Here is a 20,514-nt window from a genome sequence, read left to right as displayed (position 1 = left end):
TCTTTCTTAACGCGGATGCTAAGAACGTGGATGCCCGGCACAAGGCCGGGCATGACGAGCTTGTCGCGCGAGCTGCAGCAACATCAGAACTTCAATTTCTTGAACACCGCCTCCGGCAGCGTCTTGATGATGAGCATCACGAGACGCCATTTGCCGCTGACATAGACGACATCGGTCTTCTTCTCGACCGCGCCCAGGATCGCATCGCCGACGACAGGCGCATCGACGGTGAGCGGACCGATCAGCTTCATGCCTTCGGTCATTTTGGTGCGGACGAAACCGGGTTTCACCGTGACGACGTGCACGCCGCCGCGGCTGGCTCGGGCGCGCAAGCCCGACAGGAAAGCCGAGAAGCCGGCTTTCGCCGAGCCATAGACATAGTTCGAGGCGCGGCCGCGATCGCCTGCCACCGACGACACGCCGACAATCGTGCCATTGCCGCGGCCTAAGAATTTTTCGGCGAACAGGCCGAGGATCAGCGACGGTCCCTCGTAGTTCGAGCGCATGATCGTGGTGGCGTGCGCGAGATCGCTCTCGGCATTTTGCTGGACGCCGAGGAGGCCGACGATCGAGACGACAACGTCCGGCAACACGGGAAGACCGGCGACAAAGCCATCGAATGATCCCGTGTCGAGCACGTCGAATCTCCACGTGCTCGCTTCGATGCTGTAGCGCGCGCGCAGATCCGCCGCGTCGGGCTCCAGCGCGGCGACATCGCGGCCGGCGAGGCCGACATCGTATCCCGCCTTGGCAAAGGCGCGTGCCGCGGCGCGGCCGATATCGGAGGAGGCACCGAGCACCAGAACGGTCTTGCGTGATGTCACGGCTTAAACCTCATCGAACAGGCGTTGTGAAAGTCTGGAGCGGATGTTTCCGGCGGGATCGAGCGATCTGCGGATCGCGTTGAAGCGCGACAGCGCGGGATAGCCGGCCTCGAAAGTCGCGCGCGACTGCCGCGCATCCTTGGCGAGATAAAGCCGCCCGCCGGCGGCGACGACGAGACGGTCGATCTCGTCGAGGAAGTTCAGGATGTCGCCCTTCACCGGAAAATCCAGCGCCAGCGTGTAGCCGGGCAGCGGAAACGACAGCAGGCCATCGCCGTGGCCGAGCTTCTTCAGCACCGCGAGGAACGAGGCATCGCCGCGCTTCGAGACACGATCGAGGATGTCGCCGAGCACGGCGCGCGCGCCAGGCTCCGGGATCACGCATTGATGCTGGAGGAAGCCGCGCCGTCCGTAGATGCGATTCCAGTCAGCGATGCTGTCGAGCGGAAAGAAATACGGATAGAGCGAGACCACGTGGTCGCCGCCAGCGCGCCTTGCGCCCATGCGGTAGTAGAGCTCGTTGAAGGCGCGGATGCTGATGCGATTGAGCGTCATCGACGGCAGATCGAAGGGCACGGCGAGGTGGGGATTTTTCCCGATTGGAAAGCGATCGGCGGCCTCAGTAAGCTCGTCGGCGCGGGCGTGCTCACCGAGATAGATCAACGAGCGGCCGAGATCGCGCCCTCGCGCCACGCAATCGATCCATGCCACCGAATAGGTCGCGGACTCGCTCGCCTCGAGCGCGCGCATCGCAGCGTCGAGATCGGATGCAGAGATCACGCGCTCGCGGATCCAGCCGGTCTCGACGGCGCGCAGCCGCATCGTGGCTTCGAGGATGATTCCGGTGAGGCCCATGCCGCCGACGGTCGCGAAGAAGGCATCGGAATTCTGCTCGCGCGAGATCTCGATCGTCTCGCCCACACCTGTGCGCAGCAGAATGCTGTCGACGTAGCGGCCAAAGCCGCCCTCGCCATGATGGTTCTTGCCATGCACATCGGCCGCGATGGCGCCGCCGACCGACACGAATCGCGTGCCCGGCACCACGAACGGCAGGAAGCCGCGCGGGCCAAAGGTGTCGATCAGGTCGGACAGCAGCACGCCGGCTTCGAGCCGGATGCGGCCAGTTGCCGGATCGAACCACCTGACACGGTCGAACGTGGTCATCCCGATCGTCCTGACGGCGCCGATCGCGGCATCGCCATAGGCGCGGCCATTGCCCCGGGCCACGGAGCCGGTCACAGCGACAGCCGCACCCACGGCCTCGAACGACCGCGGCCGCAGCACTTCGCTATCGACGACCGGGAAGCGCCCCCAGCCGCTGACGAGGGTCATCATTCAGCTCCGCCTGCGGGCCACCCCGCTCCGGACACTGCCTACCGGTCAAAAGCTGATATTGCGTTGAGGCTTGTCAGCAGATTGTCAAAGGTTAATGGCCGAGCGCCAGTGCGATCAGTCCGAGTGTGCCGACGATGACGCGCCACCAGGCGAACACCACGAAGCCGTGGCGGGTGACGTATCCGAGGAACGCCTTCACCACGATGACCGCGGTGATGAACGACACCACGAAGCCGATCGCGACGATGCCCATGTGGTCCATCGTCATCTCGGAGCGGTTCTTGTAGAAATCGTAGGCGAACGCGCCGATCATGGTGGGGATGGCGAGGAAGAACGAGAACTCCGCCGCCGCCCGCTTGTCGGCACCCAAAAACATCGCGGCGACGATGCTGGCACCGGAGCGCGACACGCCCGGGATCATCGCAACGCACTGGGCGATGCCGATATAGAGATACATCAGCAGCGGAAACCTGGTGGCGTCATGCTCGCGCGCCTTGAGATCGAGCCGATCGACCCACAACAGGATGGCGCCGCCAACGATCAGCGAGAAGCACACGACCCAGGGGTTGAACAGCATGCTCTTGATGTATTTGCCGGCGATGAGACCGACGATCACCGCAGGCAGGAACGCCACCAGCACGCCGATCACGAAGCGGCGCGCATAGGCATCACCCGTGAACATGCCGATCGCGACGTCCCACAATTTCTTGAAGTAGAGCACGACGATCGCAAGGATTGCGCCGAGCTGGATCAAAACCGTAAACGAATCCCAGAAGGCGCCCTCGCCAAGGCCGAAGAAGCGCTCCGCAAGCAGCAGGTGCCCGGTCGAGGAAACAGGAAGGAACTCGGTCACACCCTCGATGATGCCGAGGATCACTGCCCGTATTGCATCTGACATATTTACGGTCCATTTCCGCTGGAAAAGCGGGGCTCTTCTCGCCCATTCGCCCCTTTCCCGCAATCGCAAAATGCGGCATCGCACCCTTGCTTCGCGGTTTTGAAAGACTAGTGTGGCGCCGCACAAACATTGATGGATTCTTAAGCACCATCAAATAGTCAAAGGCTTCATGTTTACGCTGTTTCATCATCCGTTCTGTCCGCATTCGCGCTTCATCCGCCTGATCGCGGGCGAATACGGGCTCGAACTGAAGCTGGCCGAGGAGCGCAGCTGGGAACGGCGCGAGGCATTTCTGCTGCTCAATGCGGCCGGCACGACGCCGGTGCTGGTCGACGACGAGCAGCCGCCGATCCCCGGCGCGGCCATCATCGCGGAGTATCTCGACGAGGCCTATGGCGCCGAGATGGGCCCCAAGCGCCTGATGCCGGAGACGATCGCCGAGCGCGTCGAGGTGCGCCGGCTGATGGCCTGGTTCAACGAAAAGTTTTTCGAGGAAGTCTCCCACCCGCTGGTCACCGAGCGCATCTACAAGCGCTTCATGAGCGAGGAGAATGGCGGCGGCCCGCCCTCACCCGACGTGATGCGCGCGGCGAAGGCCAATGTGCGCTACCATCTCGCCTATATCGGCTGGCTGGCGCAGACGCGTAACTTCCTCGCCGGCGACCGGCCCACTTACGCGGATTTCGCCGCCGCGGCGCATCTCTCGGCGATCGACTATCTGGGCGACGTGCCATGGAGCGAGGACGACGCAGCAAAGGCGTGGTACGCGCGGGTGAAATCCCGCCCGTCGTTCCGTCCGCTGCTGAGCGAATGGTTGGCGGGCGTGCCGGCGTCGCGGACCTACGTGGACCTGGATTTCTGAACGCCGATCCGACTGAACTGAAGGCGGCGCTGGCGCGCGAAGCGCGCGCGCTCGGCTTCGACTGCATCGGCATCACTGAGCCCGGCACGATCGAGAACGCTGGAAAACATTTCCTCGAGTTCATCGCCTCCGGCGGCCATGGCGACATGGACTGGCTCGCGAACCAGCCGGAGCGCCGGGTCGATCCACGCGGGCTGTGGGCTGATGTGCGCAGCGTGATCATGCTCGGCGTCAATTACGGCCCCGACCAGGATCCGCTCGCGATCCTGCGAGAGCGCACGCGTGCGGCGATCTCGGTCTATGCGCAGGGCGACGACTATCACGACCTCATCAAGAAGCGGCTGAAGGCGCTGGCGCGCTGGCTGGTCGCAACCGCGACTTGTGAGGTGAAGACTCGTGAGGTAAAGACTTGCGAGGTCAAGGTGTTCGTCGACACCGCGGCGGTGATGGAGAAGCCGCTCGCGCAAGCGGCCCATCTCGGCTGGCAGGGCAAGCACACCAATCTGGTCTCGCGCGAATTCGGCTCGTGGCTGTTTCTCGGCGCGATCTACACCACGCTAGAGCTGCCGCGCGACGGCGCCGAGATCGATCATTGCGGCTCGTGCCGCGCCTGTCTCGACATCTGCCCGACCGCAGCGTTTCCCGCGCCCTACAAGCTCGATGCGCGGCGCTGCATCTCCTATCTCACTATCGAGAACAAGGGACCGATTCCGCGCGAGTTTCGTAAAGCGATCGGCAACCGCATTTATGGCTGCGACGATTGCCTCGCAGCGTGCCCCTGGAACAAGTTTGCGCAGGAGGGACGTGAAGCCAGGCTCTCCGCACGCGACGAGCTGCGTGCGCCCGGTCTTGCTGAACTTTCACGGCTCGACGATACCGCGTTTCGCGCGCTGTTCACGAAGTCGCCGGTAAAGCGGATTGGTCGCGATCGCTTCTTGCGCAACGTGCTGATTGCGATCGGTAACTCCGGCGATGCAGCCTTGGCAGAAGAGGCGCGGCGATTGCTCGGAGACGAGAGTGCGCTGGTGCGCGGGGCCGCTGTGTGGGCGCTGCGGCAGTTGCTGTCGCGGGATGAGTTTGCGACGATGAAGACGAATGCGACTGCCAACGAACGCGACGAAAGCGTGCGTCAAGAGTGGCAGGCCGCTTCCTAACACTCGGTGTCATGCCCCGCCTTGTGCGCAGTTGCGCACTGGGGCGGGGCATCCAGTACGCCGCGGCCTCTCGATTTAATCACAGCCTTCTCGGAGTACTGGATCGCCCGGTCAAGCCGGGCGATGACAGTGGTTGTTGGTAACCCCGCTGTCATTCCGGGGCGTGCGAAGCACGAGCCCGGAATCCATCAGGCCGCAAGAATGGTGGCGGAATGGATTCCGGGCTCGCGCCAAGTGGCGCGCCCCGGAACGACAGCTACGCCCGATGCCGCTTCATCTCCGGCCGCGACTTCAGCTCCGCGCCCTGCTTGCCGACGATCTTCGCAATCCGCTCCGGTGCAAACTTCAGATCGACGAACGCCGGCGCGGTGTTGGCGACCTCGTGATAGGATACGATCTTGCCGTCGCGCAGCGTCATGATCGCAACACCTTCGAACATCGCCCGCGAACCGTTCGCTTCCGGCAGGGTCGATGTGTAGCTGAAGGTGTAGCGCGCATAGAGCGTGGTGCCATTGCTGACGGGATCATGCATGTCCCATCGGAAATCCGTCGCCGTGCGATAGAACCAGTCGTCGACCATCGCGGCGATCTTGTCGCGGCCGGCGAACGCGCCGTAGAACACGTCGTGATAGACGCCGTCGTCGGTGAACAGATCGGCAAAGGCGCGACCGTTGTGCTGTTCGACCGCGTCGCAGAAGGCGCGCAGCATGGCGGTGGTGGTCATTGGGGTTTCTCCCTCTCCTCCGTCATGCCCCGCGAAGGCGGGGCATCCAGTACGCCGAGACTTTTCGGCTCAAACACAACGGCCTCTGGAATACTGGATCATCCGCCTTCGCGGATGATGACATCGAATTCTGGGCACCACGTCACCCGATCTCCGCCACCGCGGCAAGAATGCGCGCGATGTCTTGCGGGCGCGACAGGCGGTGATCGCCGTCCTGGATCATGGTGAGCACGACGTCGTCGGCCGGCAGGCGATGCGTCAGCGCGAACGCGTGCTGCCACGGCACATCGGGATCCTGGGCTCCCTGCAGAATTCGGACGGGGCAGCCGAGATCGATGGCGCTGCCGAGCACGAGGTGGTTGCGCCCCTCCTCGATCAGGTTCCGCGTAATCGGATAGGGCGTGCCGTCGCCATATTCGGATGGCCGCAGCCAAAAACCCTTGGTCTCGATCTCTTTCCTCACCTCGGGCGAAAAGTTCTTCCACATCAGCTCTTCCGTGAAGTCGGGCGCCGGCGCGATCAGCACCAGGCCCGCGAGTGATGCCTGTCCCGAACGCTTCCTGATCTCGCGCGCGAGCAGCAACGCCATCCAGCCGCCCATGGAGGAACCGATCAGGATTTGCGGACCGGTGCAGAACCGCTCGAACACCGCGACGCTGTCCTCAAGCCAGCGTCCGATGGTCCCGTCGGCGAAATCGCCGCTGGATTCGCCATGGCCGGAATAGTCGAACCGGACCGCGGCACGGCCATGCTCGCCGGCCCAGCCGTCGAGCGCCACCGCCTTGCCGCCCTGCATGTCCGACTTGAAGCCGCCGAGCCAGACCAGACCGGGCCCTTGTCCGGCGCGGCTGCGCACCGCGATCCGGCGCGCCGACGGACCCTCGCCCAATTCGACAAAGTTGAGCACGGCATCGGGAATTGCTGGGGTCATGGAACGTTTACTCTGGCTGTGGGGTTTGAGCTGTCCGGGCGCATTTCCGCGAAGCAACCCTATATTGGTATTGACCCTTTGGGACGCTTGCGGAACGGGTGCAAGGTGTCTATGTCGAGCACCGTGCCGATGGGCGTGACCAAAATGCCTCGCATTTGAGGGTTTTCGCTCTCCGCAGGAGCGACTTGCTTGCCGGCAAACGCATCTTCCTGCAAAATAGCCGCTTCCTTTCACAACTTTGGAGAACCACCCATTCGCCGTCCCAATAGAGCCCCGGCCCCTGCCGCCAAAGACGGGCCGCGCATCAATGATGATATTCGCAATGCGCAGATCCAGCTGATCGATCAGACCGGTGACAACAAAGGCACCGTCGAGACGATGCTTGCCATCAAGTTGGCCCAGGAAGCCGGCATGGATCTGGTCGAGATCTCGCCAAATGTCAGCCCTCCCGTCTGCAAGATCATGGACTACGGGAAGTATAAGTATTCCGCCCAGAAGAAAGCCGCCGAAGCCCGCAAGCGTCAGAAGACCGTCGAGATCAAGGAGATCAAGCTCCGCCCGATGATCGACGATCACGACTATGACGTGAAGATGCGCGCGATGCTGCGGTTCTTCGAGGAGGGCGACAAGGTCAAGATCACCTTGCGCTATCGCGGCCGCGAAATGGCGCACCAGGAGATCGGCACCAAGCTGCTGGACAAGATCAAGACCGACGTCGCCGAGCTCGCCAAGGTCGAGCAGGATGCCCGATTCGAGGGCCGTCAGGTCGTCATGGTCCTGGCGCCGCGCTGACGCCGGCTCTTCAGGACTGAAAGTTCAACGGCCCGTCCGGATCTCCGGCGGGCCGTTTGTGTTTTCAGGTTCGAGTTGCCTGCCAGGTGCCGCTGCATTCGTCGCCAGAGATGATACCCCTCCAGGAGCCCGCACCCGCCGCGCCGCCAAGCCGGCCACCGCCGCTGGCATGGGAGGCGCCGACCGACACCTGGACCGCGACAGCACCGCCGCGATTGATCGTGCCGGACACCCGGCCGCCGCCGGCGGACGACACCCGGCTGCCGGTCACGGTGAAGGGCACGCTGTAACCGGAGCTGCAACTGCCGCGGGTGGTCGCGAAGGTGACATTCCAGACCCCGTCATAACTGACGATGCGGGCATCGGCGGCCGAGGGGACGGCGGCAGCGAGCACGGCGAATAGCGCCAGGTGGCGCGGACGGGCGAAAACCGACAAAATCGATTGGGAAAAATGGGCCATTTTGGTCCTGCTCCGGACGGGACGACGTGAACAATGAGGTGGTAACCCCCAATAGTCGGCGGCCAGGTTCCGGCGGTTCATCGTTGCCAATTGGCCTGTCCTCTGTCATAAGGCCGACCTTCATCGCCCGGCTGATTAAGGGCTGCCGTGGCGGTGTTTCGTGCGGGTTTCGCGCTTGTTCGCAAAACCTGAGCACAATCAACGCTCTAACGAGCATTTTGACGGCCAGCCGCCTTCGCGGGCGGAACTCTGTGGCCATTAGGAGAGCCAAATGCCCAAGCTGAAGACCAAATCGGGCGCTAAAAAGCGCTTCAAGGTGACTGCCACCGGCAAAGTGATGCACGCCCAGCGCGGCAAGCGTCACGGCATGATCAAGCGGACGAAGAAGCAGATCCGTCAGCTCCGCGGCACCCGCGTGCTGTTCAAGACCGACGGCGACAACGTCAAGAAGTACTTCTTGCCGAACGCCTGACCGCGTCCACGATCATTGCCATCTCTGCCGCGCTTTAAGCGGCGATCCGAAAAACCAAGTCATCTCTGAAGGATTTTGTCATGTCTCGCGTCAAACGCGGTGTGACCGCCCACGCCAAGCACAAGAAAGTCTACAAGGCCGCCAAGGGTTTCTACGGCCGCCGCAAGAACACCATCCGCGCCGCCAAGCCGGCCGTCGAGAAGGCCCAGCAGTACGCCTTCCGTGATCGCAAGCGCAAGAAGCGCACTTTCCGCGCGCTCTGGATCCAGCGCCTCAACGCTGCCGTCCGTCCGTTCGGCCTGACCTACAGCCGATTTATCGACGGTCTCGCCAAGTCGGGCATCACCGTGGACCGCAAGGTGCTGTCGGATCTCGCGATCCACGAGCCCGCGTCGTTCCAGGCGATCGCCGAGAAGGCCAAAGCTGCGCTCGCAGCCTGAGGCTTGCGCTAGCGGGCGTTCCGGCCCGCGGCCTTCAGCGCGTGGTGGGAGTAACGCCGCCGGGCCACCTCCGCCCGGCAGAATGCCGTAAACGAGAGATACATGGTGCCGGACTTGTTCCGGTACTTGCGGTCGCACACGCGCAGCTCGCGTTGGTAGGCCTGCGCCTGCGCGGCGTTGAGGCCGGACTTGAAGTCGGCCTCACATTTCTTTTCGACGGCAGCACCGAGCCCGACATCGCCGCTTGCGGTCAGTTCGCAATCCCTGAAGACCTTCATCGCGCTTTCGCAGCTCTTCTGCGCGCTGATGGTGTCTGCGACCTCGTCCAGCGTCATGGATTTGTCCATGCAGACCATGGCGCGCGCCGGGGTGCCTGCCACCGACAGAACGACCGCCACGACGGCAAGAAGAACAGCAAGGCAGCGTTTCGAAAGCATCGCAAAGGCCTCCACGTATCCCCCTTGGTGCCCGGCCCCCATGCGAGGTTCAACCCAGCTGGTCCCACGCTCGAAATGACCGGCTTTTTGCTTGACGTTACGGCCTTCGGGCGGCGACAACCCAGCCGAATTTGGAGCTAAGGATTTGACTGTGTCCGACCTCGCAACGCTCGAAACATCCATCCTCGACCAGATCGCCGCCGCCGGCGACGAAGCCGCGCTCGAAGCGGTGCGCGTCGCAGCCCTCGGCAAGAAGGGCACGATCTCGGCGCTGCTTGCCACGCTCGGCAAGATGTCGCCCGACGAGCGCAAGTCGCAAGGCGCGGCGATCAACCAGGCCAAGGACAAGGTCACCGAGGCGCTTGCCGCACGGCGCGACGTGCTGAAGTCGGCGGCGCTCGATGCGCGGCTGGCATCGGAGACCGTCGACGTGACCTTGCCGCTGCGCGATGCGGCAACTGATGCCGGCCGCATCCATCCGCTGAGCCAGGTCTGGGACGAGCTGACCACGATCTTCGCCGACATGGGATTCTCGGTCGCCGAAGGTCCCGACATCGAGACCGACGACTACAATTTCACCAGGCTCAACTTCCCGGAAGGCCATCCGGCGCGCGAGATGCACGACACGTTCTTCTTCCATCCGAAGGAGGACGGCTCGCGCATGCTGTTGCGCACCCACACCTCGCCGGTGCAGGTGCGCACCATGCTCACCCAGAAGCCGCCGATCCGCGTGATCTGCCCGGGCCGCACCTACCGCATCGATTCGGACGCGACCCACACGCCGCAATTCCACCAGGTCGAAGGTCTCGTCATCGACAAGCACTCGCATCTCGGCCACCTCAAATGGATCCTGCACGAGTTCTGCAAGGCGTTCTTCGAGGTCGACCACATCAACATGCGCTTCCGGCCGTCGTTCTTCCCGTTCACCGAGCCGTCGCTGGAAGTCGACATCCAGTGCCGCCGCGACAAGGGCGAGATCCGCTTCGGCGAGGGCGAGGACTGGCTCGAGATTCTCGGCTGCGGCATGGTGCATCCGAACGTGCTGCGCGCCTGCGGCATCGATCCCGATGAGTACCAGGGCTTCGCCTGGGGCATGGGCATCGACCGCATCGCCATGCTGAAATACGGCATCGCCGATCTGCGCCAGCTGTTCGACAACGACGTCCGCTGGCTCAACCATTACGGCTTCAAGCCGCTCGAGGTGCCGACACTTGCCGGGGGGCTGAGCTCGTGATGTTTGCGCCCAATGAAGGGCTTGCGATGACTCTCTCCGTTCCCTCCCCCCTTGTGGGGGAGGGTCAGGGAGGGGGGTAGCCGCGGATGCCGCACGCAGTTGTAAGCGAACGTCAGCGCAGCCGGGCGAAGCAACTTCGCCGCGCGATGACGCGCGCCGAAACACTGCTCTGGCGCTATCTGAAGGCTAACCGCATGGATGGTGTCGGCATCCGTCGCCAGACGCCGATCGGAAATTACGTCGCCGATTTCGTGTGCTTCTCCTCGAAACTCATCATCGAGCTCGACGGGGAGTCGCACGAGTTTGAAGAGCGACAAAAGGCAGATCAACGTCGCGACGCGTTCTTTGCTGCCGAGGGATTTCAGGTTCTGCGCTTTACCAACGATCAGGTGATGACGAACTTGGAGGGAGTCGTTGAGGTAATTCGCCAGGCAGCTTCTGCCGGAGCCCGCGGCTTACCCCCCTCCCTGACCCTCCCCCACAAGGGGGGAGGGAACACTGACACCGACCAAAGCAACTCAGTCATCACCGATAAGAGCCGAGGCACACAGCCATGAAATTCACCCTCTCCTGGCTGAAGGATCATCTCGACACCGACGAGCCGCTGGAAAAGCTTGCCGACAAGCTCACCATGATCGGGCTCGAGGTCGAGAACATCGAGGACAAGGCGAAGGCGCTGCAGCCTTTCACCATTGCGAAGGTGATTTCGGCCGAGCAGCATCCCAATGCTGATCGGCTGCGCGTCTGCATGGTCGACACCGGTGACGGTGGCGCGCCGGTGCAAGTCGTGTGCGGGGCGCCGAATGCGCGCGCCGGGCTCGTCAGCGTGTTCTCTCCGCCCGGCACCTACATTCCCGGCAAGGACATCACGCTCGGTGTCGGCACTATTCGCGGCGTCGAGAGCCGCGGCATGCTGTGCTCGGCGGCAGAGCTGCAGATCTCCAACGACCATGACGGCATCATGGAATTGCCGGCGGATGCGCCGATCGGCGCCGGCTATGCCGAATGGGCCGCGCTCGGCGATCCCGTGATCGAGATCAATCTGACGCCGAACCGTCAGGACTGCACCGGCGTGCACGGCATCGCGCGCGACCTTGCCGCCGCCGACATGGGCAAGTTCAAGGACGCCTCGATCAAGCCGATCAAGGGCGAGTTCCCGTGTCCGGTGAAGGTCACGGTCGAGGACGCCGCGCTGTGCCCGGGTTTTGCGCTGCGCCTTGTGCGCGGCGTCAAGAACGGCCCGTCGCCGGAATGGCTGCAGAAGCGGCTGACCGCGATCGGCCTGCGCCCGATCAACGCGCTGGTCGACATCACCAACTTCATGACCTACGACCGCGCGCGTCCGCTGCACGTGTTCGACGCCAGGAAGGTGGTTGGCAATCTCGTGGTGCGCCGCGCCCGCAACGGCGAGGCGCTGCTCGCGCTCGACGGCCGCGCCTACAATCTCGATCCCTCGATCTGCGTGATCGCGGACCAACACGGCGTCGAATCGCTCGCCGGCATCATGGGCGGCGAAGCCTCGGGCTGCGATGAGAACACCACCGACGTGCTGATCGAATCGGCGCTGTGGAACGAGATCAATGTCGCCCAGACCGGCCGCAAGCTCGGCATCAACTCGGATGCCCGCTACCGCTTCGAGCGCGGCGTCGACCCGGCCTTCATGGTGCCCGGGCTGGAGCTCGCCACCAAGCTTGTGATGGAGCTGTGCGGCGGCACTCCGTCAGAGAACGTCGTGGTGGGCAAAACCTTCGGCGACGATCGCGTGATCGATTTCCCGCTCACCGAGGTCAAGCGTCTCTCCGGCATCGAGGTGCCGCAGGTCGAGATGAAGCTCATCCTGACCCGTCTCGGCTTCATGATGGCGGGGCCCGGCCCTGTGGTGAAGGTCGCAGTACCCTCCTGGCGCTCCGACGTGCACGGGAAGGCCGACATCGTCGAGGAGGTCATCCGGATCTACGGCGTCGACAAGGTGCCGATGACGCCGTTCGAGCGTGGCGAGGACGCCCGCAAATCCGTGCTGACGCCACTGCAGCTTCGCACCCGCCGCGCGCGGCGCGCACTCGCGAGCCGCGGCATGACCGAAGCCGTGACGTGGTCGTTCATCACCAAGCCCGCGGCACAATTGTTCGGCGGCGGCCAGCGCGAGCTCGAAGTCGCCAACCCGATCGCCGCTGATCTATCGGACATGCGGCCGAGCCTGCTGCCGGGCCTGGTCGCAGCCGCACAGGCCAATGCCGATCGCGGTTTTGGCGACGTCGTGCTGTTCGAGGTCGGTCAGGTGTTCAGGGGCGATCGCCCGCAGGATCAGTTCATGGCCGCAAGCGGCGTACGCCGCGGCCTTGCGTCGTCGGACGGGTTGGGACGGCACTGGTCGGGCTCAGCGCAGGCCGATGTCTTCGACGCCAAAGCCGACGCGCTCGCGGTGCTGGCTGCGGCCGGTGCTCCGATGCAGGCGCTCCAGATCGTTGCCGGCGGCCCCGCCTGGCTGCATCCGGGCCGCTCCGGCACGATCCAGATCGGCCCGCAGAACGTGCTCGGCACTTTCGGCGAGATGCATCCGCGCGCGCTGGAGGCGCTCGGCGCCGACGGCCCGCTGATGGTGTTCGAGGTGATCCTCGATCGCATCCCCGAGACCAAGAAGAAGCCAACCCGCGCCAAGCCGCTGATCGAGCTGTCGGCGTTCCAGCCGGTGTCGCGCGACTTCGCCTTCATCGTCGACCGCGCCGTGAAGGCGGGCGATATCGTGCGCGCCGCGCAAGGCGCCGACAAGAAGCTGATCACCGGCGTCAACGTGTTCGACGTCTATGAGGGCAAGGGCATCGACGACGGCAAGAAGTCGATCGGCATCGCGGTGACGATCCAGCCGCGCGAGAAGACGTTGACCGATCAGGAGATCGAGGCCGTCGCGGCGAAGATCGTGGCGGAGGTCACGAAGAAGACCGCCGGCACTCTTCGCGGATGACCCTCGCGGATTTTCTCCCGAAGGACGTCAGTCTCACCATCGCGATGGCGCTCTGCGCCATCGCTTTCGTTTCGGGCACCGCGCGCGGCTTCTCCGGCTTCGGCTCGGCGCTGATCTTCATGCCGCTGGCGAGCAGTGTCGCAGCACCGCGGCTGGTCGCGGCACTGCTCCTCGTCATCGATTTTGTTGCTGCCGCACCGCTCTTGCCCGACGCGTGGCGAAAGGCCGACCGCAAGGCGACCGCAGTGATCGTGCTGGGCGCACTGGTCGGCGTGCCCGTCGGCACCTATTTCCTCAGCGTGCTCGAGCCCGTCACCACGCGCTGGATCATCTCCTGCTTCGTGGCCGCGCTGCTGCTGCTACTGCTGTCGGGCTGGCGCTACCGCGGCAAGGACCACGCCTGGCTGTCAGTCGGTATCGGCGGCCTCTCCGGCTTCTGCAGCGGACTGGCGCAGACCGGCGGGCCACCGATCGTCGGCTATTGGCTCGGCCGCCCCATTGCTCCCATCGTCGCGCGCGCCAATATCGTGCTGTTCTTCGGCGCGTCGGATTTCTTCTCGATGGTCAGCTATGCCACGACCGGTCTGATCTCCCGCGAGTCACTCGTGCTGTCGCTGATTGTCGGCCCGGTCTACGCGATCGGCGTCGCCTCCGGCGCATCGCTGTTCGGCCGCGCCAGCGAAACGATATTCCGCGGCATCTGCTACGCGCTGATTGCGATGGCGGTGATCACCGGGCTGCCCGCGCTGGACCGGGTGTTGCGGTAGTTCGCCTACTGCCGCGGCGCCCGCCGCCGCTTCGTCGACTGCGTCGGCACTTCGGCCGGCTCATCCTTCAGCGCACCGATCTTGCGGAGCGCGGCGTCCGCGGCGCGCTCGCCGCTTTCCCAGGCGCCGTCGACCGTGCCCCACAGCGTTTCATGCGTGGCTTCACCGGCGAGGAACATGTTACCGATCGGCTCGGTCAAGACTTTTCGCGACAGCTGGCCGCCGGGCGAGGCCGCCGACATCGCGCCCATCACATAGGGCGAGGCGTTCCAGCGCGTCACAGCGGTCTTCTTCACATTGGCCACCGCCTCGCTGCCGAACAGCTTCGTGATCCACTCCTTTGCGAAGGCCGCCATCGCCCTCTCGCCCTGCTCCGAGAGATCGCGGCCGAACGAGCCGCCGACGTCGATCGAGCACAGCGAGGAGCCGCCGATATTGGCGAACATCAGCGCGGTGCGCATCGAGCTGCTCTGCTCGATCAGGATTTCGTCGCGCGAGAGCCCGAGCGGATTTCCCGGCAGTTGCAGCACGATGTGATCGTAACTGCCGAGCGTAAGCTTGGACGCCGCATCGAGCGTGCGCTTGGGGATGTCAGGCGCGAACTTGATCGCGCCGCCGGCGAGCACATTGGTCGAGACCGTGATGATGGCGGCGCGCGCGGCGATCTTCCCTCCTTGCGTCTCCACGCTGACGTCGCGATTGCTCCAGACAATCCGGCTTGCCGGTGTCGCAAGCGCAACCGGCGCCTGCTCGCCGAGCCTGGCGATCAGGGTACCCAGACCCTGGCGGCAGGCGATCGGGGCATTGCGGTCCTGCGCACGCGCCTTGTCGATCGCCGACAGCTCCTTCAGGTCCTTGCCGGCAAAACTCGCACCAAGCACGAACTCGGTGGCGCCCGCCCAATCGCCGAGATCTTTTGGCTGGACCGACGCGCAGGACGTATCCAACTTGCCGCGCGCTGCCTCGTCGATGGCACGATTGGCGCGCACCAGCGCCGCCAGGAACTCCTCGGTCTCGCCCGCGCGCGCGTTGCGGCGGCCGATGCGCATCTTCTGGCCCGACGGTGCCGGGAACACATCGAGCCCGGCACTGCGCGCCAGCCGGATCATCGGGTTGGTGTCGGGATTGTGCATCCAGCGCGCGCCGCGATCGAACGGCACGTCGAATGTGGTGCTGTCAGTGATACAGCGCCCGCCGATTTGCGAGGCCGCCTCCACCACGACGACCTTGCGATTGGCGGCCATGACGCGCCGCGCTGCAGCGATTCCAGCCGCACCCGCACCGATCACGACAATGTCAGCCTCGCGCGGCAGCGGCGCGGCCGTTGCGCCCAGGACCGGCATCGCGGCAAAGGCCGCCGAAGCCGATAGGAAGCCGCGGCGCGTGATTGTCATGTCATGGTTTCCGGGGACTTGCAGCGAACGGGAACAGCAAGCGAACCTTGCCGCATCTGATGTTGCGCAGCAACTATCATGGTGAATCAATCGTGCTTGATCTCACAGACTGATGAACCGAATGGCAACACGTTTCGACCATGATAGAGAAGGAAAAAAGCGGCCGGAAAGGCCTGGGGGAGTTCGATATGGGGACGGTCCTGGATTCAGTCGGCAAGTTGATTGCCGCGTACCTCTCGAAGGAGGTGCCGGGCTATGAGCCGTTCACGCCGAGCGACCCCGAGCATCTCCGCGGCGTGATCCAGCCCGGCGATGTCATGCTGGTCGAGGGCAACAACCGCATCTCCGGCATCATCAAATATCTGACGCAGTCGACCTGGTCGCATGCCGCACTCTATGTCGGTCCGGTCGAAGGCGCGGTGGAGCCCGACGGCGAGCCGCATGTGCTGATCGAGGCCAATATCGGCGAGGGCGTCACCTCCGCGCCGCTGTCGAAATATTTCCCCTACCACACCCGCATCTGCCGCCCGGTCGGGCTGTCCTACGAGGACCGCACCACGGTCTGCCGCTATGCGATCAACCGCATCGGCTTCGGCTACGACACCAAGAACATCATCGATCTGATGCGCTTCCTGTTTCCTCTGCCGATACCGCAGCGATGGCGGCGGCGCATGATTGCGATCGGGTCGGGCGATCCGACCAAGATCATCTGCTCGGCGCTGATCGCGCAGGCGTTCGACGCGGTGCGCTATCCGATCCTGCCGAAGATCACCAAGGCCGGCAGCCGCGCCGCCCGCCGCGAGATCCTGCACATCCGCGATTCCTCGCTCTACATGCCCCGCGACTTCGACATCTCGCCCTATTTCGAAGTGGTCAAACCCACCATCGTGCACGGCTTCGACTACACAGCCTTGCACTGGGCCGACAAGCAAAAGCCGCTCGAGGAGGTAGCGGGCTCATTCGGTGTGTTTCCAGAAACGCTCCGTGCGCCGCCGCTCGTTCCTGAAGCGGCTGACGAAGAAACGCCGGCCGAAATTCCGGCTGAGCAAGTGACGCGTGAGGCAGTGGCCGAGATAGACGCCACCTTCTCCGATCAATTTGTGCTGCTGAACGAGCTCGCGATGTACCGTGCGCGGGCGCAAGAGATCGCGGCTTAGACCATCATTCCCGCCGTCGTCATTGCGAGGAGCGAAGCGACGAAGCAATCCAGAAATCCTTCCACGGAGGGATTCTGGATTGCTTCGCTGCGCTCGCAATGACGACGGTGAGACCCTACCTTTCCGCCCGTCCAATCACCGCCATTAGCTCCGCGAGCTTCTCGCGCTGATCCGCCTTGTCCCCGCTTGCGATCGCGTGCTCGACGCAATGGGCGACGTGGTCCTTCAAGACCTCCTCCTCGACCCGGCGCAGTGCGGCGCGCACTGCCGAGATCTGCGTGACGATGTCGATGCAGTAGCGGTCCTCCTCGACCATTTTCGACAGGCCGCGAACCTGGCCCTCGATCCGGCCGAGACGTTTTCCGACGGATGCCTTGATGTCCTTGCGCATGGCGCCTATATACCCGTACCGGGTATAGGTTACAAGGCCGGAGTGCAGGAATGAACGACGCGGACCACAAGCACCATCACGACGGGGACACGCATTCCGGAGGCTGCTGCTCGCCTAAGACCGCGGCGCCGCCCAAGCCTGCGGCTTCGTCCTGCTGCGGCGATCATGCTGGCCATGCCCATCACCACGCCCATGACCTTGGCGCAGCCGCGCCAAAAGTCCTCGATCCCGTTTGTGGCATGACGGTCGATCCCGCGACCTCAAAGCATCGCTTCGAGCGTCACGGCGAGACCTTCCATTTCTGCTCGGCCGGCTGCCGCACTAAATTCGCTGCCGATCCCGCCAAATATCTCGCAAAAGAGAGAACGCCCGAGCCGGAGACCCCGGCGGGCACGATCTATACTTGCCCAATGCATCCGGAGATCCGCCAGGTCGGACCCGGCAGCTGCCCGATCTGCGGCATGGCGCTGGAGCCGGAGGTCGCGAGCCTGGACACCGGGCCCAATCCGGAGCTCGCCGACATGACGCGGCGGTTCTGGATCGGCGGCGCGCTGGCCGTGCCGCCCGTGGTGCTGGAGATGGGCGGACACCTGGCGGGTCCGCACAACTGGATCGAGCCTGTGCTGTCGAACTGGATCCAGCTCGTCTTCGCGACACCCGTGGTGCTCTGGGCCGGCTGGCCGTTCCTGGTACGCGGCTGGCAATCGCTGCTGACGCGCAACCTCAACATGTTCACGCTGATCGCGATGGGCACGGGGGTAGCGTATGTCTACAGCCTGATCGGCACCATCGCGCCGCAGATTTTCCCCACCACCTTCCGCGGCCATGAGGGCGCGGTCGCCGTCTATTTCGAAGCCGCCGCGGTCATCACCGTGCTGGTTTTGCTCGGCCAGGTGCTGGAGCTGCGCGCCCGCGATGCCACCTCGGGCGCGATCAAGGCGCTGTTGCAGCTCGCGCCGAAGACCGCACGGCGCGTCGAGCCTGATGGCAGCGAGCATGAGGTCGAAATCGACTCTCTGCACGCCGGCGATTCCCTGCGCGTACGTCCCGGCGAAAAAGTGCCGGTCGACGGCACCATTCTCGAGGGCCGCTCCTCGCTCGATGAATCGCTCGTGACAGGCGAATCCATGCCTGTCAGCAAGGAGGTTGGCGCAAAAGTCATCGCCGGCACGCTCAACCAATCCGGCAGCTTCATCATGCGCGCCGACAAGGTCGGGCGCGAGACGTTGCTGTCGCAGATCGTGCAGATGGTCGCCGATGCACAACGCTCGCGCGCGCCGATCCAGCGGCTGGCGGACCAGGTCGCCGGCTGGTTCGTGCCGACCGTGATCGCAGTCGCTGTCATCGCCTTCGCCGCCTGGGCCTGGTTCGGCCCGGAGCCGAAGCTCGCCTTCGGCCTCGTCGCGGCCGTCAGCGTGCTGATCATCGCCTGCCCCTGCGCGCTGGGCCTGGCGACCCCGATGTCGATCATGGTCGGCGTCGGCCGCGGCGCGCAAGGAGGCGTTCTGATCAAGAACGCCGAGGCGCTGGAGCGGATGGAGATAATCGACACGCTGGTGGTCGACAAGACCGGCACGCTGACCGAGGGCAAGCCGAAAGTGGTCGCGATCGTGCCGCCGGCCGGCTTTGCCGAGGACGACATCCTTCGGCTTGCAGCCAGCGTCGAGCGTGCCAGCGAGCATCCGCTCGCCGACGCCATCATGCGCGCCGCGAAAGAAAAGCAGCTCACGCTCGGCCAGGTCGAGCAATTCGATTCGCCGACGGGCAAGGGCGCAACCGGCAAGGTCGATGGCAAGGCTGTCGTCCTCGGCAACGCCAAATACCTGACATCGATCGGCATCGACACCAGTACGCTCGATGCGGAGGCCGAACGCCTGCGTGGCGACGGCGCCACCGTCATCAACATGGCGATCGACGGCAGGCTCGCCGGACTGTTCGCCATCGCCGATCCGGTCAAGGCTTCGACGGCGGAGGCGCTGAAAGCGCTCGCGGCCGAAGGCATCAAGGTCATCATGCTGACCGGCGACAACCGCACCACGGCCGAAGCCGTCGCGCGCAGGCTCGGCATCGCCGATATCGAAGCCGAGGTGCTGCCGGACCAGAAGAGCGCAGTCGTGACCAGGTTGCAAAAGGCCGGACGCAGCGTCGCGATGGCCGGCGACGGCATCAACGATGCACCAGCGCTGGCGGCGGCCGAGGTCGGCATCGCCATGGGCACCGGCACTGATGTGGCGATGGAGAGCGCGGGCATCACCCTGCTCAAGGGCGACCTCACCGGCATCGTCCGCGCCCGAAAACTGTCGCAGGCGACGATGAGCAACATCCGGCAGAACCTGTTCTTCGCCTTCATCTATAATGCTGCCGGCATTCCGATTGCCGCCGGCATCCTCTATCCCGCCTTCGGCGTACTGCTCTCGCCGATCATCGCGGCCGCGGCGATGGCGCTGTCCTCGGTGAGCGTGGTCGGCAATGCCCTGCGGCTGCGCGCGACGCGGCTGTGAAGATGATGGCGCGCTCCCTCTCCCCGCTCTTCGCGGGGTCGCGACGAGCTTCGCTCGCGCTGAGAGGGTTGGGGTGAGGGGCTGCTTCCACAACGACGGTAAGAGTTGCGTTCGCGGAGAGTCCCCCTCACCCGGAATTCAAGCTACGCTTGAATTCCGACCTCTCCCCGCAAGCGGGGCGAGGTAAGAAGAGCGCCACCCGCGGAGAGGACCTGATGCAGCGGATTACGATCACGATCGAGGACGATTTGCTGGCGGAGATCGATGCCGCAGCCGAAGCGCGCGGCTACCAGAACCGCTCAGAGATTATCCGCGACCTCGCCCGCGCCGGGCTGCAGCAATCGAGCGAGGACACGGCGCAGAGCGGCGCTTGCGTCGCCGGCCTCGTCTATGTCTACGACCACGCCGCGCGCGATCTCTCGAAGCGGCTGGTGCAGGAATTCCACGGCCACCACGACCTCGCGCTGGCGACCCTGCACGTCCACCTCGACGACAACAATTGCATGGAGATGACGGCGCTGCGCGGCGACGCCGCCGGGGTCAGGCACTTTGCCGACCACATCATCGCGGAGCGTGGCGTACGTTATGGACGTGTGGTGATGATCCCGACGGGAGAGAGCAAGCCGGCGAAGGTGCGGAAGCACGGGCATCGGCATGAGTAGGCTTGCCGCAAGGACGGTGCGTCCCCTCTCCCCTTGTGGGCTATGGGATTCCCGGATTTTGTTCTTGGTTAGCAAGAGCATATCCCTCGAGCGTAGCAGCGAGACGGTTCCAGCCGT

General features: G+C 64.4%; 21 protein-coding genes. 12 read left to right on the top strand and 9 right to left on the bottom strand.

Going from position 1 to position 20,514, the window contains the following annotated elements; all coding sequences use genetic code 11:
- Nucleotides 1-83 precede the first annotated feature (83 nt).
- The 3 genes from ABIC09_RS26015 to ABIC09_RS26005 all read right to left on the bottom strand — a co-directional run bounded on the left by ABIC09_RS26015 (nt 84) and on the right by ABIC09_RS26005 (nt 3,057).
- Nucleotides 84-824, bottom strand: coding sequence for an SDR family oxidoreductase (locus ABIC09_RS26015; RefSeq protein ID WP_354111047.1), 741 nt, complete (start codon nt 822-824; stop codon nt 84-86).
- Nucleotides 825-827: 3 nt separating this feature from the next.
- Nucleotides 828-2,156 carry an FAD-binding oxidoreductase gene (locus ABIC09_RS26010; RefSeq protein WP_354111102.1) on the bottom strand — a complete coding sequence of 443 codons (1,329 nt, stop codon included), beginning with the start codon at nt 2,154-2,156 and terminating at the stop codon, nt 828-830.
- A gap of 94 nt (nt 2,157-2,250) precedes the next feature.
- Nucleotides 2,251-3,057 carry an undecaprenyl-diphosphate phosphatase gene (locus ABIC09_RS26005; RefSeq protein ID WP_148749047.1) on the bottom strand — a complete coding sequence of 269 codons (807 nt, stop codon included), beginning with the start codon at nt 3,055-3,057 and terminating at the stop codon, nt 2,251-2,253.
- A gap of 169 nt (nt 3,058-3,226) precedes the next feature.
- Between ABIC09_RS26005 and ABIC09_RS26000 the strand changes: the two genes are divergently transcribed.
- Together ABIC09_RS26000 and queG are read left to right on the top strand one after the other, a co-directional pair.
- Nucleotides 3,227-3,919, top strand: coding sequence for a glutathione S-transferase family protein (locus ABIC09_RS26000; protein WP_148749048.1), 693 nt, complete (start codon nt 3,227-3,229; stop codon nt 3,917-3,919).
- Nucleotides 3,868-5,073 carry a tRNA epoxyqueuosine(34) reductase QueG gene (queG, locus tag ABIC09_RS25995; RefSeq protein ID WP_354111046.1) on the top strand — a complete coding sequence of 402 codons (1,206 nt, stop codon included), beginning with the start codon at nt 3,868-3,870 and terminating at the stop codon, nt 5,071-5,073. Before ABIC09_RS26000 ends, queG begins: the two co-directional genes overlap by 52 nt.
- A 256-nt stretch (nt 5,074-5,329) precedes the next feature.
- On the opposite strand, the gene ABIC09_RS25990 is transcribed toward queG, so the two are convergent.
- Nucleotides 5,330-5,797 carry a nuclear transport factor 2 family protein gene (locus ABIC09_RS25990; protein ID WP_354111045.1) on the bottom strand — a complete coding sequence of 156 codons (468 nt, stop codon included), beginning with the start codon at nt 5,795-5,797 and terminating at the stop codon, nt 5,330-5,332.
- Nucleotides 5,798-5,939: 142 nt separating this feature from the next.
- Nucleotides 5,940-6,728 (bottom strand): alpha/beta hydrolase, encoded by a 789-nt coding sequence (locus ABIC09_RS25985; protein ID WP_354111044.1) that lies wholly within the window; start codon nt 6,726-6,728, stop codon nt 5,940-5,942.
- Nucleotides 6,729-6,980: 252 nt separating this feature from the next.
- Here ABIC09_RS25985 and infC point away from each other — a divergent pair, with 252 nt between their 5' ends.
- The gene (gene infC / locus ABIC09_RS25980) at nt 6,981-7,520 is read left to right on the top strand and encodes a translation initiation factor IF-3 (RefSeq protein WP_148749060.1); all 540 of its coding nucleotides are present in this window, start codon (nt 6,981-6,983) and stop codon (nt 7,518-7,520) included.
- Nucleotides 7,521-7,584: 64 nt separating this feature from the next.
- Here the strand turns inward: infC and ABIC09_RS25975 are convergent, their stop codons facing one another.
- Nucleotides 7,585-7,980, bottom strand: a complete 396-nt coding sequence (locus ABIC09_RS25975) for a hypothetical protein (RefSeq protein ID WP_354111043.1) — start codon at nt 7,978-7,980, stop codon at nt 7,585-7,587.
- Between the two features lie 271 nt (nt 7,981-8,251).
- Between ABIC09_RS25975 and rpmI the strand changes: the two genes are divergently transcribed.
- Entirely contained in the window at nt 8,252-8,452 is a 201-nt protein-coding gene (rpmI, locus tag ABIC09_RS25970) for a 50S ribosomal protein L35 (protein WP_008539890.1), read from the top strand.
- A gap of 80 nt (nt 8,453-8,532) precedes the next feature.
- Nucleotides 8,533-8,892, top strand: a complete 360-nt coding sequence (gene rplT, locus ABIC09_RS25965) for a 50S ribosomal protein L20 (RefSeq protein ID WP_014490867.1) — start codon at nt 8,533-8,535, stop codon at nt 8,890-8,892.
- Nucleotides 8,893-8,900: 8 nt separating this feature from the next.
- On the opposite strand, the gene ABIC09_RS25960 is transcribed toward rplT, so the two are convergent.
- Complete coding sequence (locus ABIC09_RS25960; RefSeq protein WP_354111101.1) at nt 8,901-9,329, bottom strand: hypothetical protein; 429 nt, start codon at nt 9,327-9,329, stop codon at nt 8,901-8,903.
- A gap of 151 nt (nt 9,330-9,480) precedes the next feature.
- Here ABIC09_RS25960 and pheS point away from each other — a divergent pair, with 151 nt between their 5' ends.
- The 4 genes from pheS (at nt 9,481) to ABIC09_RS25940 (ending at nt 14,292) form a co-directional block, all read left to right on the top strand.
- Complete coding sequence (gene pheS, locus ABIC09_RS25955; RefSeq protein ID WP_354031265.1) at nt 9,481-10,563, top strand: phenylalanine--tRNA ligase subunit alpha; 1,083 nt, start codon at nt 9,481-9,483, stop codon at nt 10,561-10,563.
- A gap of 86 nt (nt 10,564-10,649) precedes the next feature.
- Entirely contained in the window at nt 10,650-11,120 is a 471-nt protein-coding gene (locus ABIC09_RS25950) for an endonuclease domain-containing protein (RefSeq protein WP_354111042.1), read from the top strand.
- Nucleotides 11,117-13,525 (top strand): phenylalanine--tRNA ligase subunit beta, encoded by a 2,409-nt coding sequence (pheT, locus tag ABIC09_RS25945; RefSeq protein ID WP_354031264.1) that lies wholly within the window; start codon nt 11,117-11,119, stop codon nt 13,523-13,525. The genes ABIC09_RS25950 and pheT overlap by 4 nt, the downstream gene beginning before the upstream one ends.
- Nucleotides 13,522-14,292, top strand: a complete 771-nt coding sequence (locus ABIC09_RS25940; protein WP_354031263.1) for a sulfite exporter TauE/SafE family protein — start codon at nt 13,522-13,524, stop codon at nt 14,290-14,292. The genes pheT and ABIC09_RS25940 overlap by 4 nt, the downstream gene beginning before the upstream one ends.
- A gap of 5 nt (nt 14,293-14,297) precedes the next feature.
- On the opposite strand, the gene ABIC09_RS25935 is transcribed toward ABIC09_RS25940, so the two are convergent.
- Entirely contained in the window at nt 14,298-15,686 is a 1,389-nt protein-coding gene (locus tag ABIC09_RS25935) for a flavin monoamine oxidase family protein (protein ID WP_354111041.1), read from the bottom strand.
- A gap of 188 nt (nt 15,687-15,874) precedes the next feature.
- Between ABIC09_RS25935 and ABIC09_RS25930 the strand changes: the two genes are divergently transcribed.
- Complete coding sequence (locus ABIC09_RS25930) at nt 15,875-16,843, top strand: YiiX/YebB-like N1pC/P60 family cysteine hydrolase (RefSeq protein ID WP_354111040.1); 969 nt, start codon at nt 15,875-15,877, stop codon at nt 16,841-16,843.
- Nucleotides 16,844-16,958: 115 nt separating this feature from the next.
- On the opposite strand, the gene ABIC09_RS25925 is transcribed toward ABIC09_RS25930, so the two are convergent.
- A complete protein-coding gene (locus ABIC09_RS25925) occupies nt 16,959-17,234 on the bottom strand; it encodes a metal-sensitive transcriptional regulator (RefSeq protein WP_148749057.1) in 276 nt (91 codons plus the stop codon).
- Nucleotides 17,235-17,284: 50 nt separating this feature from the next.
- On the opposite strand from ABIC09_RS25925, the gene ABIC09_RS25920 reads away from it, so the two are divergent.
- Both ABIC09_RS25920 and nikR read left to right on the top strand, forming a co-directional pair.
- Nucleotides 17,285-19,735 (top strand): heavy metal translocating P-type ATPase, encoded by a 2,451-nt coding sequence (locus ABIC09_RS25920; protein ID WP_354111039.1) that lies wholly within the window; start codon nt 17,285-17,287, stop codon nt 19,733-19,735.
- A gap of 215 nt (nt 19,736-19,950) precedes the next feature.
- Nucleotides 19,951-20,397 (top strand): nickel-responsive transcriptional regulator NikR, encoded by a 447-nt coding sequence (nikR, locus tag ABIC09_RS25915; protein ID WP_148749059.1) that lies wholly within the window; start codon nt 19,951-19,953, stop codon nt 20,395-20,397.
- Nucleotides 20,398-20,514: the final 117 nt, after the last annotated feature.

Origin of the sequence: Bradyrhizobium sp. S3.12.5 (genome assembly GCF_040548225.1) — a bacterium.
Lineage (GTDB): Bacteria > Pseudomonadota > Alphaproteobacteria > Rhizobiales > Xanthobacteraceae > Bradyrhizobium > Bradyrhizobium cytisi.
The sequence above is the reverse complement of the archived record's forward strand: the minus strand, read 5'-3'. Positions and strand labels throughout refer to the sequence as shown.